Origin of the sequence: Acidithiobacillus thiooxidans ATCC 19377, from assembly GCF_009662475.1 — a bacterium.
Lineage (GTDB): Bacteria > Pseudomonadota > Gammaproteobacteria > Acidithiobacillales > Acidithiobacillaceae > Acidithiobacillus > Acidithiobacillus thiooxidans.
On sequence record NZ_CP045571.1, the window covers coordinates 2,520,604 to 2,536,659 of the forward strand.

General features: G+C 54.3%; 22 protein-coding genes. 16 read left to right on the top strand and 6 right to left on the bottom strand.

Annotated features, from left to right (window positions below):
- Nucleotides 1–156: 156 nt before the first annotated feature.
- Entirely contained in the window at nucleotides 157–651 is a 495-nt protein-coding gene (locus GCD22_RS13280; RefSeq protein ID WP_153940821.1) for a tetratricopeptide repeat protein, read from the top strand.
- Nucleotides 652–818: 167 nt separating this feature from the next.
- Here the strand turns inward: GCD22_RS13280 and GCD22_RS13285 are convergent, their stop codons facing one another.
- The 5 genes from GCD22_RS13285 to GCD22_RS13305 form a co-directional block, all read right to left on the bottom strand.
- Complete coding sequence (locus GCD22_RS13285) at nucleotides 819–1,268, bottom strand: nucleotidyltransferase family protein (protein ID WP_170286749.1); 450 nt, start codon at nucleotides 1,266–1,268, stop codon at nucleotides 819–821.
- A gap of 104 nt (nucleotides 1,269–1,372) precedes the next feature.
- A complete protein-coding gene (gene mazF, locus GCD22_RS13290) occupies nucleotides 1,373–1,726 on the bottom strand; it encodes a type II toxin-antitoxin system toxin MazF (protein ID WP_081577346.1) in 354 nt (117 codons plus the stop codon).
- On the bottom strand, nucleotides 1,723–1,992 hold the full coding sequence (locus GCD22_RS13295; protein WP_010642066.1) for an AbrB/MazE/SpoVT family DNA-binding domain-containing protein: 270 nt from the start codon (nucleotides 1,990–1,992) through the stop codon (nucleotides 1,723–1,725). The genes mazF and GCD22_RS13295 overlap by 4 nt, the downstream gene beginning before the upstream one ends.
- A 28-nt stretch (nucleotides 1,993–2,020) precedes the next feature.
- Nucleotides 2,021–2,269, bottom strand: a complete 249-nt coding sequence (locus tag GCD22_RS19025; RefSeq protein ID WP_031570254.1) for a PIN domain-containing protein — start codon at nucleotides 2,267–2,269, stop codon at nucleotides 2,021–2,023.
- A complete protein-coding gene (locus GCD22_RS13305; RefSeq protein WP_153940822.1) occupies nucleotides 2,269–2,508 on the bottom strand; it encodes a ribbon-helix-helix domain-containing protein in 240 nt (79 codons plus the stop codon). Before GCD22_RS13305 ends, GCD22_RS19025 begins: the two co-directional genes overlap by 1 nt.
- A 224-nt stretch (nucleotides 2,509–2,732) precedes the next feature.
- Here GCD22_RS13305 and GCD22_RS13310 point away from each other — a divergent pair, with 224 nt between their 5' ends.
- Nucleotides 2,733–3,413, top strand: coding sequence for a hypothetical protein (locus GCD22_RS13310; RefSeq protein WP_081577345.1), 681 nt, complete (start codon nucleotides 2,733–2,735; stop codon nucleotides 3,411–3,413).
- A 69-nt stretch (nucleotides 3,414–3,482) separates the two neighbouring features.
- On the opposite strand, the gene GCD22_RS13315 is transcribed toward GCD22_RS13310, so the two are convergent.
- A complete protein-coding gene (locus GCD22_RS13315) occupies nucleotides 3,483–4,568 on the bottom strand; it encodes an IS630 family transposase (protein WP_065972780.1) in 1,086 nt (361 codons plus the stop codon).
- A 151-nt stretch (nucleotides 4,569–4,719) separates the two neighbouring features.
- Here GCD22_RS13315 and GCD22_RS13320 point away from each other — a divergent pair, with 151 nt between their 5' ends.
- From GCD22_RS13320 to GCD22_RS13385, 14 genes are all read left to right on the top strand, one after another.
- Nucleotides 4,720–4,938, top strand: coding sequence for a hypothetical protein (locus GCD22_RS13320; RefSeq protein WP_153940823.1), 219 nt, complete (start codon nucleotides 4,720–4,722; stop codon nucleotides 4,936–4,938).
- Between the two features lie 141 nt (nucleotides 4,939–5,079).
- Entirely contained in the window at nucleotides 5,080–6,282 is a 1,203-nt protein-coding gene (locus tag GCD22_RS13325) for a tyrosine-type recombinase/integrase (protein WP_170286750.1), read from the top strand.
- Between the two features lie 256 nt (nucleotides 6,283–6,538).
- Nucleotides 6,539–6,697, top strand: a complete 159-nt coding sequence (locus GCD22_RS19030; protein WP_140391065.1) for a helix-turn-helix transcriptional regulator — start codon at nucleotides 6,539–6,541, stop codon at nucleotides 6,695–6,697.
- Nucleotides 6,694–6,924 carry a hypothetical protein gene (locus tag GCD22_RS13335; protein ID WP_081577342.1) on the top strand — a complete coding sequence of 77 codons (231 nt, stop codon included), beginning with the start codon at nucleotides 6,694–6,696 and terminating at the stop codon, nucleotides 6,922–6,924. The genes GCD22_RS19030 and GCD22_RS13335 overlap by 4 nt, the downstream gene beginning before the upstream one ends.
- On the top strand, nucleotides 6,921–7,763 hold the full coding sequence (locus GCD22_RS13340; protein ID WP_153940824.1) for a toprim domain-containing protein: 843 nt from the start codon (nucleotides 6,921–6,923) through the stop codon (nucleotides 7,761–7,763). The genes GCD22_RS13335 and GCD22_RS13340 overlap by 4 nt, the downstream gene beginning before the upstream one ends.
- On the top strand, nucleotides 7,763–9,076 hold the full coding sequence (locus GCD22_RS13345; protein WP_153940825.1) for a DNA primase family protein: 1,314 nt from the start codon (nucleotides 7,763–7,765) through the stop codon (nucleotides 9,074–9,076). The genes GCD22_RS13340 and GCD22_RS13345 overlap by 1 nt, the downstream gene beginning before the upstream one ends.
- A 200-nt stretch (nucleotides 9,077–9,276) precedes the next feature.
- On the top strand, nucleotides 9,277–9,435 hold the full coding sequence (locus tag GCD22_RS13350; RefSeq protein ID WP_153940826.1) for a hypothetical protein: 159 nt from the start codon (nucleotides 9,277–9,279) through the stop codon (nucleotides 9,433–9,435).
- A complete protein-coding gene (locus tag GCD22_RS13355; RefSeq protein ID WP_081577339.1) occupies nucleotides 9,432–9,617 on the top strand; it encodes a hypothetical protein in 186 nt (61 codons plus the stop codon). Before GCD22_RS13350 ends, GCD22_RS13355 begins: the two co-directional genes overlap by 4 nt.
- 163 nt (nucleotides 9,618–9,780) lie before the next feature.
- The gene (locus tag GCD22_RS13360) at nucleotides 9,781–10,236 is read left to right on the top strand and encodes a terminase small subunit (RefSeq protein ID WP_081577338.1); all 456 of its coding nucleotides are present in this window, start codon (nucleotides 9,781–9,783) and stop codon (nucleotides 10,234–10,236) included.
- A 276-nt stretch (nucleotides 10,237–10,512) separates the two neighbouring features.
- Complete coding sequence (locus tag GCD22_RS13365) at nucleotides 10,513–10,707, top strand: hypothetical protein (RefSeq protein ID WP_081577337.1); 195 nt, start codon at nucleotides 10,513–10,515, stop codon at nucleotides 10,705–10,707.
- On the top strand, nucleotides 10,694–10,864 hold the full coding sequence (locus tag GCD22_RS13370) for a hypothetical protein (protein WP_153940827.1): 171 nt from the start codon (nucleotides 10,694–10,696) through the stop codon (nucleotides 10,862–10,864). Before GCD22_RS13365 ends, GCD22_RS13370 begins: the two co-directional genes overlap by 14 nt.
- Nucleotides 10,861–11,439 carry a hypothetical protein gene (locus tag GCD22_RS13375; RefSeq protein ID WP_081577336.1) on the top strand — a complete coding sequence of 193 codons (579 nt, stop codon included), beginning with the start codon at nucleotides 10,861–10,863 and terminating at the stop codon, nucleotides 11,437–11,439. The genes GCD22_RS13370 and GCD22_RS13375 overlap by 4 nt, the downstream gene beginning before the upstream one ends.
- A 58-nt stretch (nucleotides 11,440–11,497) precedes the next feature.
- Entirely contained in the window at nucleotides 11,498–15,694 is a 4,197-nt protein-coding gene (locus GCD22_RS13380) for a hypothetical protein (protein ID WP_153940828.1), read from the top strand.
- The gene (locus tag GCD22_RS13385; protein ID WP_081577334.1) at nucleotides 15,691–15,996 is read left to right on the top strand and encodes a hypothetical protein; all 306 of its coding nucleotides are present in this window, start codon (nucleotides 15,691–15,693) and stop codon (nucleotides 15,994–15,996) included. The genes GCD22_RS13380 and GCD22_RS13385 overlap by 4 nt, the downstream gene beginning before the upstream one ends.
- Nucleotides 15,997–16,056: the final 60 nt, after the last annotated feature.

Consider the following 16,056-nt stretch of genomic DNA (forward strand, 5'->3'; position numbering starts at 1 on the left):
GGCAATGACGAAGCACAATAAAAGCCCTCTGCCAAAATTTGCCCCACGTTTCATCCAAATCCGATGAAATCCCGCCATGTCTTCATCGAAAAGCGATGAAAGCTTATCGCTTTTCCATTAAAATCGATGAAATAAAACCTGCAGAAAGGGAGTCTTATGGCTGCATCCGGTTCGTCCAGTGCTTTCATCAGCCCGCAAATGGCCGCCCTGCTCACCGGCAAAACGGTGCGGACCATTCATAACTGGCTGGATTCAGGCGCCATCGCCGGGCGGCAGCTAGCGAGTGCGCAGGTGCCCAGCGGGGTGCTGCGGCAGGTGGACCTGAGCAGCCTCGCCGCCAAGGAGGCGCACTGTCTGCTGCAGGCCTTTGTGGATTGTGTGCTGCAGGCCGACAGCGGCGATGCGCAGGCCCTGAATGAGGTCGGCATTTATTTTTTATGGTCCGGCGAGTACAGCATTGCCGCCAACTGCTTTGAGGCCGCCGCCAAAAAAGGCCACGCGGATGCCATGGACTTTTTATCGACCTGCTATTTCAACGGCCAGGGCGTAGACAAAAACCAGGGTCTCGGCCTGCGCTGGCTGGGCAGCGCCGCCGCCCTGGGGCATAGTCTGGCCCAGGGCAAATTGCGCGCGCTGGGGTTTGAGGTGTAGGAATAGACCTTGGTTCCTTGTTCGCCACGTCGATAAGCAGCTAGCCGCTTACTTGCTTCCTCAGCCCATAAGTGGTCAAGAGGCTATCAACGATTTTCAAGCGGTCCCTGGCTGAAAAGCCCACAGCTTATTCAATGCGGGCGGCTTCCAGATCTGCTTGCGCCAGTTCAAACCACTGAATAGACCGCTGTATTCTTTCCTGGTCGCTCATATATTAACACCCCTTCCTTTTTTATGGTTTCTATCATGGGTTCAGATATTTTGGTTCCCAGGCGTACTTCTTCTGTTGACCAAACAATAATATCGCAGCCCCATGTAAAGCCTTGCTTCCTTACCATCTTGAGCAGATCAGAAATTGCATCCTGGCGTTTGGACCAAGGTAATTGCGCCACGGTTCCATCGCATTCCACAAAAATATCAATATCAGAATTCTCTGTGGCTTCTCTGCGGGCAACAGAACCAAATACCCATATGCGCGTTGACCCTATGCGCTTGATGAGTGCCGGGACTAAAAGCGTCTTTGCGGCAGACATACGACAATCGGATGCCGCATTGACAGTTTCACGAATGCGGGCCTGCCCCTGATTGAGCCATTGCCGAACTTCGCTTGAAATCATAAACATCCCGCAGCTTGTGAGTGTGCAAAACGCACTAAATCAAGAATAATAGATGCCATTCAGTATTCAGGCAATAGTTCAAAAAATGCTTGTGAAATAATCAGTTACCCCGGATCTATGATACTGGTTACCCGGTTGATGATTTCGCGCGTCGTTTGCTGGTCCAGAGTTTCAATGTATTTTACCTCACCGGCTCTGGCGCTGAGATCGAAGGTGCGCACCTGATTGCAGACGGCAACACCGGTCGTGTCGTGTTCCGCAATGACCACGGTCAAACCGTTTTGTCTGGCATGATTGCCGCCACTGGTGATAGGCACGCAGGTAACCAGACCGAGTTTGTTAATTTCGGTCGGTGTAATAACCACAACCCGATGCCGATCCCTTATCTCGTTTCCAGATGTCGGGTTGGTGTTGATCCAGTAAACGTCGCCTGGTGATGGTATCTTCCGGCCGATCAAAGCAACTCTCTTCCGACAGGCTCGCCCTCTCTGGCCCAGGCGCTGTTCTCAGTAAGGGCCTGCATGTCCTGGATAGTAACACCTGCGAGCAATTCCCCCAGGCTGTAGCGCCGCCGCTCACCGCGCGCTGGTCGCATAATGAGCGCGTGCTGGGAAACCTCAATACTCAACTCCTCACCAATAGTGGCATCCATCTGTCGCAGCACTTCTGCGGGAAGTGTCACAACCGCCGCGCCGCCTTGCTTGCGAATTTTTGTGATCAACATGGCGTAAGGCTCCTTTTTAACATTATCACTACGAATTGACAGGATAGCGTGAGTGTGACCTTTGTGCAACCAAGTTGTTGAGATCAGGCGAACGTTTCCGGGCTTCGCCGAATGCCTTCGTTATTTGCCGAGGCGCGATCAGTAGTTTGCCTGCCAGAAACGGTATGCCCGTAAGATCGAAACGATCCTTCTGCCACGCGCGATAGATGGCGTCCGGCCAACCGTGCGGCGACAGCAATGCGCTGAGCAGCACGTTGGTATCCAGGACGACCCGCATCAGTGCTCACGCGCCCATTGCACAGCTTTGTTCACGATAGCGGTCAAGTCGGCCTCGCTCACGTTTGCGTTTGCCGCCTTGGCCTCTTCAACAGTACGCTCGAAGATGTAGCTACGTACCGCCTGCTCGATGAAACGCGACAGGTCGCCCTTGCGCCCGCCGCCTTGCGATGCAGGGAACATGCGGACGGACTGATCCGTGTCTGCCGACACGGCAAGATTCCAGCGCACGGTGCTCATGATGCCCCCATTTGAATGTTTACACACATATGACGCATGATTCCGGAAAAAGGGCACCTCCGTGACCTTGGCGGCTAGCAGTCAGCAGGACCATCTTGAAATCCCATCAGTTCCATCTATATAAGTGGTTCATGACGTGTTGTTCTCGTTGATAAACCGTCATAGCGTAAACGCAACCATCATGGCATATCTATCTTGCTGACTAGATTTAAAAAGGAAAATTTATGTTTATAAAGCAGCAACGTGTTGTTCTGTCCATCACCCTTGGAGCTCTGTTTTCCACTATTCTACTTTCTGGGTGTGCCACCACGACGCCAACCACTACCACAAAAATGGCTTACGTCGTCTATGACGTGAAAACCCCAACTAATGTTTCATATCAGGATGTTGTCAATGCTTTTGTGTCTGGTACAAAGGAATATTTGTCAGGAGCTGCCGTTCAGGAGAATCCACCCCCCTATCCGTTGCCCGATCAACCCGGTCGTTTTCAAAATAGCCCGATGTCTCAAATGTCAGGCATGAGCGGATTGTCTGCCATTGCAGCGATGTCTGGGGCTGTCCTGCCCAGTATTGTAAGTTGTCCTGGAGCATCAGTGATCGCGCGGGGTGCAGATAACAGCTATTCCAAGTATGGCAAAAACGCGACTTACACATTTTGCCTTTACCCATACAAAGGCGGATATCAGGCTGATGCCGTCGGCTCATACACCAGCCAATCTGGTTTCTCCTCAAATCCTAATGTACTGGGTGCAGAATTAGGAGGATTATTTACCAAGGCGGTAGGGCTTGGTTCTCCATCCCAGTTTATTGAAGACACCTTCGGCAACGTCAGAAAGTCCTTGGCGAGTACTGGCTCTAAGGTGACCGTAGTCGACTCTTTTGATCCATTTTCCACAAATCAGTAAACCCAGCAACTCAGGTCAAAGGGCATCACTATCCTAACCTTCCATATAGTTACAATGGCATTTTTCAGGCTAGTGTAGTGTTGCATTCTGTTTGCTGCTTAAATGGCTGTTGGCGCGAATGACTTTTTGCAGGATGTCGCGGGCGGTTTTGGTCCAGATGAAAGGTTTGGGATGGGTGTTGTGGTGGTCGATGTACCCCTCAATGGCCTGGATGAGTTCAGGCACACTGGTGAACACCCCACGACGTAACCGCTGGGTCGTGATATCCCGAAAGAAACGCTCGACCATGTTGAGCCAGGATGCCGAAGTGGGCGTGAAGTGCATGTGAATACGCGGGTGCTTGTCGAGCCACGCCTGTACTACCGGGTGTTTATGGGTCGCATAGTTGTCGGCAATCAGATGCAGAGCCTTGTCCCTGGGCGTCTGCCGATCAATTTTCTTCAGGAACTTCAGCCATTCCACATGGGTATGGCGCTGTTGACACTGTCCGATGACCTGACCATCCAGCACGTTGAGGGCGGCAAACAAGGTCGTAGTGCCATTACGTTTGTAGTCGTGGGTCATCGTTTCTGCGCGGCCCTTTTTGAGGGGGAGTCCCGGTTGGGTCCGGTCCAGGGCCTGTACCTGACTTTTTTCATCCACGCAGAGCACCAAGGCATGCTCCGGGGGAGACATATACAACCCCACAATATCTTCCAGCTTTTCCACAAAATGCGGGTCACGTGACACCTTGAAACCACGCAGCAGATGAGGCTTGAGGCCATGCTTGCGCCAATGCCGTGACACACTGGCGGCACTGACACCCAGTTCTGCCGCCATCCTACGCGTACTCCAATGCGTCATCGCTTCCGGCTTACTCTGCGTGGTCAATTCTACCAGACGGGCCACATCCACTTTCACCGGAGGGGCGCCGCGCGGTAAATCGCGTTCAATGCCCGACAAGCGGTGTTCCAGATAACGCTTGCGCCAACGTGCGACTTGCAGGCGATCCACCCCCAGGCGCTCCGCAATTTCTTTGTTCTGCAAGCCCTCTGCCGCCAGCAATATCATCCGTGCCCGTAATGACAAGCGGACACTGCTTAATCGGGAGGCGACTATACGGGACAACTCGGACCGCTCTTCGCTGGTTAAAGTGACTGTGGGCGCAACTCGCAAGGCTCGACTCCATTCATACCCTCAACATGGAGCTATTTTATCATCATTAACCTTAAGGTTCACCAAGAATGCAACACTACACTAGTTTTCTAGCGGCCTGCAGGGCACCCGCTGGGGGTGCCCTGCACTGCGGCTGCCGGATTCCCGGCGGTTGCGGGTCAACGATCCTTTTGCACAGCTGAAATTGATTGGCCGAAATCCAGTGGGGCGCAATACCTTTGGTGTTGTTCGATGTTCCGGAGATGTGAAAAGTCGCCCGTTGGATATGGCACAAAAAAGTGAGAACGCGGACTGGTTTCAACAGGTCATAAGCAAAGCGCGGTTTTTTTGTAATTCGTTGTTTTTATTGGCGGAGATGGTGCCCGCCTGACATATGTTCTATACTGTCCGTATCCGTCCACAAATCCCTTTATATACCATTGTTTTACACTGTAACCCGTCCTATACTGTCCATAGGAAACCGCACAAATCCGCGTTTTTAAGTAAGACGAAAAGTAAGACGAGGTGCAGGATGGGAAAGCTGACAGCAAGAAAAGTGGAAACCGCCAAGCCCGGCAGTTATGGCGACGGTGACAACCTGTTCCTACGGGTGCGGGCCTCTGGATCGCGTGCCTGGGTATTCCGCTACGTTCAGGACGGCAAACCCCGCGAAATCGGCATGGGTGCGCTCTCATTGGCAGAAGCGCGGGACAAGGCCGACGCCATGCGGAAAGCTGTCAGGAATGGCACCGACCCAGCGCACGTTATCCGACCACCAGAGGGAAGGATCAGGCGCACCTTTGAGGCCGTAGCGCTGGAAACCATCGAGGCACTACGCCCAGGCTGGAAGAACGCCAAGCATTGCCAGCAATGGGAAAATACGCTGAGGGATTACGCCTATCCTGTCCTTGGCGAGATGCCAGTGGATAGCGTTACAGTAACGGACGTGCTCAAGGTGCTGTCACCAATCTGGAGAGACAAAACCGAAACCGCTACCCGGCTACGTCAGCGCATCGAGGCGGTGCTGGATCGTGCCGCAGCTCTTGGCGAACGTGACCGCGACCGCATCAACCCGGCAGTCTGGAAAGGCAATCTGGAACACCTACTGCCCAAAGCCCAAAAGGTACAGAAGCGGGAACATTTTGCCGCCGTCCCATATCGTGAGCTGCCTGTAGTCATGGCAAAAATCAGAGAGCAGAACAGCATGAGCGCCCTATGTTTGCGCACCATCGCCCTGACCGCCTGCCGCAGCGGTGAAATACGCGGCCTGCAATGGGATGAGGTGGACCTGGAGCGCAAGGTGCTAACGATTCCAGCCAGCCGCACAAAAACCCAAAAAGAACACACCGTCCCTATGAGCGACGAGGTTATAGAGATCCTCACCGCGCTTTCCGAATTGGGCACCAGTGGGACGGTCTTCACAGCACGAGCCGGAAAGCCTCTGTCCGATGTGGCAGTATCCAAGGCGCTTCACCATGCGGCGCCAGGCACCACGGTCCACGGTATGCGCTCAGCTTTCCGCGACTGGGCAGGCGATAAAACGCACCATCAGCGCGAGGTCATCGAGCAGTGTCTAGCTCATGCCGTTGGTGGCGTTGAAGGGGCCTACAGGCGCGGCGATGCTCTGGAGAAGCGGCGCAAGGTTATGGATGACTGGGGGCGATTTTTGGGCGTGCAAACGGGCAATGTGGTCAGCTTGGGGGTGCGTCATGAGGGGACGCTTGCAAACAACTAGGGACTGTTATACAGTGAATACATACAGTATTTTAGCACTGTATCGGATGACGAGGACGGCACAAAGCCGACGCTATCAGGGGTAGATCCCCAGAGCGGATTGCCAGATTGTCCGACACTATCGGGTCTAGACGGCCATGGGTGTGCAGCTAACAGCTTGCGCCTCATGGCCGTTTCCTGTTTTACAGGCCGGGGCGCTTCGTTAAGAGGCACTCGATATGCAAATTCAAGTTAAGCAGTATCCTCCAGCTGTCGCTATGGTCAACGTCCGCGAAATCACGTCACTTGGACGAACCACTATTTACAAGCTTGTCAAATCTGGGCAGTTCCCGGCACCAAAAAAGATTTTTTCTAATCGCGTAGTTTGGTCCACCTCTGAGGTTCTGGCTTGGATGGAAAGCCGAGGTGTGAAATGAACGCCGCCCATGAAAAAGCCCCGGCTGGCACCGAGGCAGTTTCCGACGACAACATCAAGTCAGATTCTCGCATACCCGCAGCAGGTTTCACAGTCATTCATCATTTGCTGTACGCGGCTAAGAATCTGCACAGCCTGCCCGCGTTACCCGATGACGCCATTCAAGGTGCACGCATATTGCTGGCCCGCATCGATGCTGATATTGCCCGACTGGATGGCGCGCAATGAACAGCCCCATAACCGAAGTTCTGACCGACATGGCCGCATGTGGCCTGGCACCCAGCAAACCCAGCGCCATCATCTTTGATACACCCAGCATGGTGCGCTTTCACGTCCAGGGCGACAAACCCGGAAGCCGAAACGGCTATTGGCGTGGCTTTTCTGATGGCCGGCCTGCTGGGATATTCGGCTCTTGGAAAACAGGTGTGCAGCACCATTGGATCAGCGGCGACGCCGTTACGGTAACAGACGAAGATCGGGCGCGTATCCAGTCGCTACAGCGCCAACGGGAGCAGGAACAGACCGCAGAGCATGAGCGAGTGTCTGAGATCGCCACAGCGCAGTTTAACGGGCTTCCTGATGCCACTGGGACACCGTACACCGCACGGAAGCAGATCACCCCGTTTAATGCCCGGCAGCGGGGCCAGTCTTTGGTGCTGGCTCTGCAAGATTGGTACGGAAAAATCTGTAGCACTCAGACAATTTATCCCGATGGCGTTAAACAGATGTTGAAGGGTGGCCGCAAGCGTGGGCTGCATATCTACATTGGCGGAAATCCAGACGGTAGGCTGCTGGTTTGTGAAGGTTACGCTACAGGGTGCTCACTACGCCAAATGGACCCCGACGCGGAGGTTATCGCTTCGGTTGATGCAGGAAATATGCGATCAGTAGCGGAATCGGCCAGAGCGCGTTTTCCTGAGCGCGAAATCGTTTTATGTGGAGATCATGATCCAGTCGGTATCCGGTGCGCTGAAGGGGCAGCTAGGGTGATTGACGGGCTTCTGCTGATACCACCGGAAGCCGGGCAAGATTGGAATGATTACGCCAATGCTCAAGGGGGTGTGTGATGGCCGTTTTACCTGGCGCAAAACCCGCAGGCGAAAAGCTGGAACTCGATCACGGACACCTTGCCGCACTGCTCACTGCTGGACCTGACATTCTGTATAACGGCGGCTGCTTTTTTGAGTTTCAAGACGGTATCTGGAAAGAAATCCCTGAGGAAATCATGCTCCAAAAAGCCGAACGGATTACCCGCGAAGTCGGAATGGCCGTTACTGCGTCACGAATTGCCGGGATGCTTAAACTGGCTACCGGACAGGCATACCGTCCTGTTCAATGGAACCAGAGCGGCAGGCGGGACGTGTGTGTCAGTAATGGCATCTTGCAGCACCACGGCGGCGAATGGCATCTACGGGACTACCAGCGCGAAGATTATCGGCGGATCCGGCTACCCATTACCTACAAGCCCGATGCTACAGCGCCAAGGTTTGAACAGTTCCTATCTGAAGTGTTTGCTGGTGCTTCCGACGCTTCAGATCGCGCCCTGGCACTGTTGGAGTACATGGGGTTATCACTTACCACCACAACCGAATACGAACGCGCCTTGATGCTGATTGGCAGTGGCGGGAATGGCAAGTCCAAAGTCCTGAACCTGCTGCAGTCGATGGTGGGCGAAGATTACCGGGTGGCCGTTGAGTTATCTCAGTTGAACAACCGCTTCCAGCAATCGCATCTCGACGGGAAGCTAATCAATGTTATCTCCGAAACGTCCACAGATGGCGAAATGCCCGACAGCACCGTCAAGAAAATCATCTCTGGAGAAACCCTGACTGCTGAGCGAAAGTTCAAGGATGCTTTCGACTTTCGCCCCGTCTGCAAGCTCTGGATCACCACGAACCATCTACCCAGCACAAGAGACTTTTCAGACGGGCTATTCCGAAGATTCACCATCTTGCAATTCCAGAACAGGTTTGCACCCGAAGTGGCAGATACCCGGCTGGACGCCAAATTACGGGCAGAAACGTCTGGTGTGCTCAATCTGCTGCTTGAATCTCTCGCAGGGGTTTATGAACGTGGCCGCGTAACCATTCCGCCATCGAGTACAGAGGCCGCTAAAAGCTGGCGTGTCAGTTCAGATCAAGTGCTGCAATTTCTTGATGAAGCCGTAACCCACGATCCGCAGGCCATAACGCCAAGTAATGATATGTACCTGACATACCAGACATGGGCTGATTCCGCTGGGATATATCGGAAGCTGAACCGCAAAAACTTCACCTTGCGGCTAGGGGCGCACGGTATCGAAAACGGGAAGCACATGGGCACCCGTAGTTTCTACGGAATCCGGCCCCGCCTGGCTTCAGATTTGGGGGGCTGGCTATGAGCAGGCTTAAATCTCTACTCGCCAAAATGGACGCGGTGGACGCGATGGACGCGACACCCCACTTAATATCCAACGCGGGAGGAAATGTAAGACACACACAGGGGGGAGAATACAGTATTAGATGCAATCTCGCGTCCATCGCGTCCATAACGTCATTTTCTCGCTTGGCGTCATCCGGCTGCCCCGATGATTACAGCCGTTTGGAGCGTGAAGCAATCCAGGCTGAATCACCTCTTGGCGGATCAGGATCAGATGACATTCCCGGCTTTGATGATGTGGTTCCCGTCACTATGGCGCAGCGCAGAGCTATCAACACCCGCATTTATGGATGGGTTTATCCACAGGAGCAACAACTATGAAAACGACAGACCAGACATCCACCCTGGCGGAAATCCATCAGGCTCTTGTAAAGGCACAGGCGGCTTTCGATCAAAACAACCGCGATGACCTGGAGGAATGTTTGATGACCGCAGGCTTTGCGCTTTGCCGTCTGCTACCCGACGAGCTTGTGGAAAGCTCGCCTGATATATGGTTCGCCTGATGAGACCGCGCAAACACACCCCGAAAGTGCCAACTGGTTATATGGATAAACTTGCTCAGCTCTACGGCAAACCAGTCCAGCAAGGCCCCATATCTGCCACGGAACGCACGCAGCCCACTGAGGTGCTACCACCGTACCAACAACCACAGAAGGAGGGCTAAAAATGAACGAACGGCAGGAGCGTTTTTGTTTTGAATATGCCGCGAGTTTGAACGCGACGACTGCCGCAATTGAAGCAGGATATTCGGAAGCGTCTGCCTATTCTCAAGGTCATGACCTCCTGAAAAAGCCTGAAATTCAAGCAAAGGTCGCGCAATACCTTGATGAGCGGCGACTACAGCAGGCCCGGCAATTCACACTTGCCAACGATCAGGCGATTAGTGCGCTGCTGGAAATCATCAGCAACCCGCGTGCTGCTGCCCAGGCACGAGTCAGCGCAGCCGTTGCTATTTTGGATCGTGGCGGCCATTCGGTAATCAACAAGTCATTGATTAAAGCGGAGGTGAATGTAAATGAACTCAGTCACGAACAACGAGCTGCACGACTTGCTTACTTACTTGAACTCGCAAGAAGCCGACGAATTGCAAGCGATACTCCAGGCGACGCCGGACCCGATTAAGATTCTTCTGGTTTTCGTTCGGCCGGACCGAACCATTCAGAGCTATGCAACGCCCTTGCCGGGTGGTGGCCTTCGGTATCTGGAACCAGGCGATCCGTTTCTGGAAGGCGAGTAAAAAAGTGATGGCGGATCAACAGTCCGCCTTATTATGAAATCATCATATTGTTTTATTTGCTGTAAAGATAAATTAACTGCATTAGGTCTTACTTTTAGTCTTTCTTTCTGGTGTGGTTACTGTATAATTATTCACTGTAGATATTGAATAAGGATATAAGTATGAAAACGCGGGCCGAACACCAGCGCGAACGACGCAAGCGCTTAAAAGCTGAAGGAGCCATCTGCCGCTTGCAGGCGGAAATATCCACCCCGGCAGCTTTGGCGCTGATTCACCTGACTACCGTTCGCGGTCAAACAACCCGCGCCGTTCTCGAATCCTTGATTATGGAGGCCGTTACCCATGCAGCAGCCTGAACCTAAGGTCACCGCTGAGCTGACAAAATCCGAGCTTGACGCCGTCTTGCGCGAACGCATCAAACAGCAGCAAACCCAAACAGCGCGGGAAGCCTTTCGTGCTTTATCCGCAACCGAACAGCGCAACGTCCTTCGCAAAATTGGAGTCAGACTATGAACCAAGCTATTGAAGCACTCACCAAAGCCAACACTGCCCATTTCCACGCCCTCAACGCTCTGGAAGCGGCAAAAGCTGAACGGGACAGCCTGATTCAGCAGGTCGCTGCTGATGGCGGCAAACCTTCGGACCCACGTCTTGCCAAGGCTACCGACGCCATCGCCCAGGCATCCACCGCTGCGGAGCTTGCAGACGCTTCCCGGCTGACTGCCCAGCGTGACTACTATGTTGCCCAGGTCGCTGACCTTGCCCGCCAGCGCGACGTCATCCTTGATCGGCATAAAGCGGCCATCGATACAGCAGCAGCCGCGTTGCAGCATGTGCATGACTTGGTTGCCCAGGCTCAGGAAGGTATCAAGGCCCTGCACGCAGCCGAAAGCGCACGGAATGACGTCATCACGGAAGGCCAGCAGTTTGACGCCAGCATCGAGCGCACCGCTGTTGAGAATCCTGTTATGGCGGCCATGCACCGCTCCGAGCTGCCGCGTGCAAAGTTGGGCATGCCGCTTGGGTACAGTCAATTCACTGTCGAGTTGATGACCGGACAACGCGGATTGTTTGGATCGCGTAAATAGTTTCATGGCGTGGTCAGGCTTTGGGACTTCGGTCCCCTTTTTATAAGAGGTGTAACCCATGGCTGATATGAAGATTGCAATGACGCTCACGATGGCGGATTTGGCGTCACCGGAGATCCAGAAGTTCAAGTCCAATCTGGCACAGTTGGAGAAGTATCTCGCCGGCCTGAATGACTCGTTCAAGCTGAATGTGGCAGGCGCTTCCGATCTGGGGAAGGCCCTTGCCGGTGCTGTTGCTGGCATCACTCGGGCAAGCAAAGCCACTGCAGACATGGGTAGCTCGGCGTCTAGGTCATCCGGTAGCCTTGCGGGGCTGACAAAGACGTTGGCCCAGGCGGAAGCGGAAACTGCCGCGCTTTTTCAGTCCTCCATGGTGATGAACAAGGAAGCGCTCAAGTCTGCCTTTACCTACGAGAAAGCGGCTGCTGCTGCCACTGAATACGATGCCAGCATGACGCCATTGGCAGCTACTTTGGCGCGGGTGCAGGAAGAGACGCAGGCTGCCATCGCGTCCACCCTGGAAATGAACAAAGCGCAGCTCAAGTCCATTTTTACCTACGAAAAAGCTACCGAAGCGGCAACCGAATACAATGCGTCTGTCACACCTTTGGGCGCAACCTTGGCGCGCGTTCAAGAGGAAACCCAAGCCGCCATTGTTTCCACGCTGGAAATGAACCGTGCCCAGTTAAAATCCATCTTCACCTACGAAAAGGCGGAAGTGGCCGCGACTGAATACGACGCTTCGGTTACCCGTATAGGTGACACACTGCGGGCCGTCGCCGCCCAGACGCAGGAAATGATTGCCGCTACCATGACCATGGATAAAACCATGCTCAGTGCAGCCTTTGCTGCTACAGGGCTTGGGGACAAGTCTCTTGCGGCTGCAGGCAAGCTCGGTGCTGTAGGAGACGCCGCCAAGGCCAGCTCTGCCGATATTGGAACCCTTACAGGACAGATGCACGGCTTAAAGGGGATCATGGAAGCGGTGGCGGCAGTAGGCGGTTATGAGGCCATCAAGGACGCAGTCGTCAAAGCGGCATCCTTTCAGCAGACGAAACTGCAGATCAGCGCCAGAAACCTCCCAACAGGTGAATATGGCAATCTAGTCAGCCAGGCGAAAACGCTCAGCGGAAAATATCCCTACAGCATGGGTCAGATTCTAAAAGCTGAACTTTCCGCGCTGCCCATGATGCCGGGCCAGTCTGCACACTCTCAGATGATCCGTGCAGCGATCATGCCCAAGGTACTCTCCACGGCTTTTGAGATGCAGCGCTTTGGCTCCAAGATGTCCCTTCCGGAACTCTCCAAGGAGTTGTTCGGCCTGGTGGATATGTCGGGCGGCTCCAAGAATCTGGGCCGCGCTGATATGGTGCTGGACGTGGCGGGTCGGGCGGCTGGTGCTTCTGGTGGAAAAATCACCCCCCAGACACTGCACACGTCTTTCCGCTACCTGAACGCGGGTATCTCTGGCAGCATGAACAAGTCCTCGATGATGCAATTCATGGCGCTGGTGGATCAATTCAAGGGAACCGGCGAAGGCGGCGCAAGTCGCGCAGCAACGGTTTATAACAACATCTTTGCAGCGGCCACTAAAGGGATCATAGGTAAAGGTCTCGCCGTCCTACTGGAAAAGGTCGGCCTGCTTAACCCGAAAGACGTGCATGCGTATGGTCACAGCAGTACCCGCGTCATGCTCACACCTGGGGCCTTACTTGGGTCATCCATGGCAGCCACCAACCCGGGCGAATGGCTTGCTACATACGGAACGGAACGGTTACTCGCTTATACTCAGGCGCACTGGAAGGAGTTTGGATACAAGGGTAATACCAAAGCTGACTTTACCAATCCGCAGCAGATCGCGCATGCCATGGCGCAAATCCAAAGTTACGCGGCCAGTTTTGGGATGGGCGCCCAAGCCTATGCAAATGCAGCGGCTATCTACGGCAACCCGTCCAGAGTCAGAGGCATGAAAGAACAGGTGGTTCAAATGCAGCAGTTTGAATCATCCACCGAATACATGCAGCAGGCATTGAAGACCTTAAACGGCTCATGGAAAAGCCTAACAGCACAACTTTCCACGACTGCTACTCTTTTGGGTGGTCCGATGATTACCAACCTGACCAACTTCAACAACGGGCTGGCTGGACTATTGGCGCAGTTTAACAAAATGCTGATCAAGTTCCCGGCGCTTACGGATGTGATCGACGCGCTTCTCGTGGCTATAACCGGACTGACGGCAGTAAAGGCCGTCGAGTGGCTTCTGGGCGTGCGGGCATCTTTCAAGGCGCTCCTGGGGATTGGTGGGGTGGTAAAGACCGTGGACGGGGTGGCCGCAGGTTCTGAGAAGATGGGCGGGGCACTTTCCAAAGTATCTTCTTCCGTCAGTGGGATGTTGCCCCTTCTGCTCAGGTTTGCTGGGGCGATTAGCCTGCTCAAGTTGGCGACCAATATCAGTCCTACCGCCAAAATTCCCGGTCAGGTTCTCGGCGCAAAGAACCAGTCGCTGGATAACACGGCCACGAGCATTGCCTCTGGTATCATGAGCCACGTCACCGGTCAGCCGATTGAACAGCTTCTGAACAACCCGGGCGGGATCCGCAAATGGGGAAACCTGCCTTTGGTGAAAGCCGGTAATAATGGCTACTTCGTCAAATTTGCCTCAGCCTTGGCCGGGCTACATGCGATGTCTGAAAACCTGCAGGCCTATGGACGGCAAGGGATGGATACGCTGAATACCATCATCCCGACCTGGAACGGGCACGGAGCCAACAGCGGCGCCTATATTGCTGACGTGCATAAGTGGACGGGGTTTAAGCCCGGTCAGGCGTTGAATTTATCGAGCGCCAAAATAAGAGCCTCCCTGATGGCAGCTATCGTGCGCCAAGAGCTGGGCAAGACGCCCTACAGTGCGGCCCTGATTGCACAGGCGGCCGGCGTAGGAGATCGGCCTGATAGCGAACAACGCACGGCGAATGCGATGTATAACGCAGCACAGAAAATCCACATTCAGCCCGGTTCCTTGCTGGCTGGGATGCAGACGCCAACAGATGTGAAAGTGGTCAATGCTGGCAAAGCGGAGTTGGACGCCCAGAACAAACTCAGCGAAGCCTTCCGCAAGCGCATCGAGGACGCGCTCCGTTTCCAGGCGCATCTGCAGAACATCGCTAACGGGATTCACGCAGCCTATCAGGGCATCTTTGACCCGCTTTCCAGCAAGATTCCGGCTATCCAGGCCAAGTATCGCTCCCTCTCCGGCTACTTGCTCACTAACGGGCACACGAAGGCCGCACAGGAAGCTTTGGCGGTCGGTCATCATCAGGTGCTCGGGCTGCAGTACAAGGGCGCTATGGGGCACTTGGCTGGCCTGCAGCGCAACTTGCACCTGGGCACGACCGATAACGCGGCTCTGCTCAAGACTGGCGTCATCACCAATGCTCAGGCGACTGATCGGAATATCAAGCTGCAGCAGCAGATGGCCCCACAGATGCAGAAAGCGGCAGAGGCCGCGCTCAAGTATGCCGAAGCGTTGAAGGACCCTGCACTGGTGGCCGCACTGAAAGAACAACTTGCCAATATCGGCACCATGGGCAAACAACTGGGCTATTACGGGACAAAGTTCAAACAGTCTCTGCAGTCCTCGTTTAACGGGCTGTTTAACAACCTGATGAATGGACAGAAGACGCTCGGGGAAAGTTTTGCAGCCTTCTTCGCCAGCATCGGCAAGAGCCTGGAGAATCAGCTATCCAAGAGCCTGTCACAGAGCATCACGGACGCTATCACCGGTAAGCATGGCAGTTCTGGGCTCGGTTCACTGTTCAGCGGTATAACCGGCATGTTTAGCAACGTGTTCGGAAGCGGTAGCAGTTCATCGTCCAGCAACCCGTTTGCAGGCGCGGCCATCATGGGCTCCGGTTCTTCCTCTGGCGGATCGTCCACGATGTCCAGCATCGGCGGCATCATCAAAGGCATCACCAGTATTGCGGGCCTGTTCGGTTTTGCATCGGGCGCTGACAACATCCCTAACGATATGGTGGCGAACATCCACAAGGGCGAGATGATTATTCCGGCTGCAGGGGCTTCCCTGATCCGCTCAGGACAGGCTGGCATTGGTGGCGGTGGTGGCCCTACTCTCCACATGCACATAAACACCATCGACAGTCAGGACTTTCTGGGCCACCTGCACGAGATACGGGCCCAGGCTACACAAATGTTTTTAGATACCGCGCAGCACTTGAATGTACAGGGGGTGGGATGATGAAGGACAACAACAGTATTGACCGCGATCTAGTAAAAGCGGTTTTGGCAATAAATTCACTTGAGCACACCATCGGCGATGTCGCAGAGTACATGTCCACTTTCTCTAAATCTGTGTTATCGGCCGATCTTCCGGAGCCTGCTGGCTCATACAAGAAGGCCTTACAGGAAGCGGGGGAGACGATGGCAGCAGCGATGAATCAGTACCGCGCAATTGTGGGCGCACTGGGTCAGGCGCTCCTGGAAGAACCGGAGGAAAAAGAGATTGATGAACCGGGAATAGCGTTGCCGGTAAGACACTGAGCCTGAATTGTCCTCTGACACTTACCTTGCCCCGTTATGCGGGGCATTGCCAAAGGCGTT

What these genes read in the sequence shown, in the direction of transcription:
- GCD22_RS13280 (WP_153940821.1), top strand. Translation starts at nt 157, where the DNA reads ATGGCTGCATCCGGTTCGTCCAGTGCTTTCATCAGCCCGCAAATGGCC.
- GCD22_RS13285 (WP_170286749.1), bottom strand. Translation starts at nt 1,268, where the DNA reads ATGATTTCAAGCGAAGTTCGGCAATGGCTCAATCAGGGGCAGGCCCGC.
- GCD22_RS13295 (WP_010642066.1), bottom strand. Translation starts at nt 1,992, where the DNA reads ATGTTGATCACAAAAATTCGCAAGCAAGGCGGCGCGGCGGTTGTGACA.
- GCD22_RS19025 (WP_031570254.1), bottom strand. Translation starts at nt 2,269, where the DNA reads ATGCGGGTCGTCCTGGATACCAACGTGCTGCTCAGCGCATTGCTGTCG.
- GCD22_RS13305 (WP_153940822.1), bottom strand. Translation starts at nt 2,508, where the DNA reads ATGAGCACCGTGCGCTGGAATCTTGCCGTGTCGGCAGACACGGATCAG.
- GCD22_RS13310 (WP_081577345.1), top strand. Translation starts at nt 2,733, where the DNA reads ATGTTTATAAAGCAGCAACGTGTTGTTCTGTCCATCACCCTTGGAGCT.
- GCD22_RS13325 (WP_170286750.1), top strand. Translation starts at nt 5,080, where the DNA reads ATGGGAAAGCTGACAGCAAGAAAAGTGGAAACCGCCAAGCCCGGCAGT.
- GCD22_RS19030 (WP_140391065.1), top strand. Translation starts at nt 6,539, where the DNA reads ATGGTCAACGTCCGCGAAATCACGTCACTTGGACGAACCACTATTTAC.
- GCD22_RS13335 (WP_081577342.1), top strand. Translation starts at nt 6,694, where the DNA reads ATGAACGCCGCCCATGAAAAAGCCCCGGCTGGCACCGAGGCAGTTTCC.
- GCD22_RS13340 (WP_153940824.1), top strand. Translation starts at nt 6,921, where the DNA reads ATGAACAGCCCCATAACCGAAGTTCTGACCGACATGGCCGCATGTGGC.
- GCD22_RS13345 (WP_153940825.1), top strand. Translation starts at nt 7,763, where the DNA reads ATGGCCGTTTTACCTGGCGCAAAACCCGCAGGCGAAAAGCTGGAACTC.
- GCD22_RS13355 (WP_081577339.1), top strand. Translation starts at nt 9,432, where the DNA reads ATGAAAACGACAGACCAGACATCCACCCTGGCGGAAATCCATCAGGCT.
- GCD22_RS13360 (WP_081577338.1), top strand. Translation starts at nt 9,781, where the DNA reads ATGAACGAACGGCAGGAGCGTTTTTGTTTTGAATATGCCGCGAGTTTG.
- GCD22_RS13365 (WP_081577337.1), top strand. Translation starts at nt 10,513, where the DNA reads ATGAAAACGCGGGCCGAACACCAGCGCGAACGACGCAAGCGCTTAAAA.
- GCD22_RS13370 (WP_153940827.1), top strand. Translation starts at nt 10,694, where the DNA reads ATGCAGCAGCCTGAACCTAAGGTCACCGCTGAGCTGACAAAATCCGAG.
- GCD22_RS13375 (WP_081577336.1), top strand. Translation starts at nt 10,861, where the DNA reads ATGAACCAAGCTATTGAAGCACTCACCAAAGCCAACACTGCCCATTTC.
- GCD22_RS13380 (WP_153940828.1), top strand. Translation starts at nt 11,498, where the DNA reads ATGGCTGATATGAAGATTGCAATGACGCTCACGATGGCGGATTTGGCG.
- GCD22_RS13385 (WP_081577334.1), top strand. Translation starts at nt 15,691, where the DNA reads ATGATGAAGGACAACAACAGTATTGACCGCGATCTAGTAAAAGCGGTT.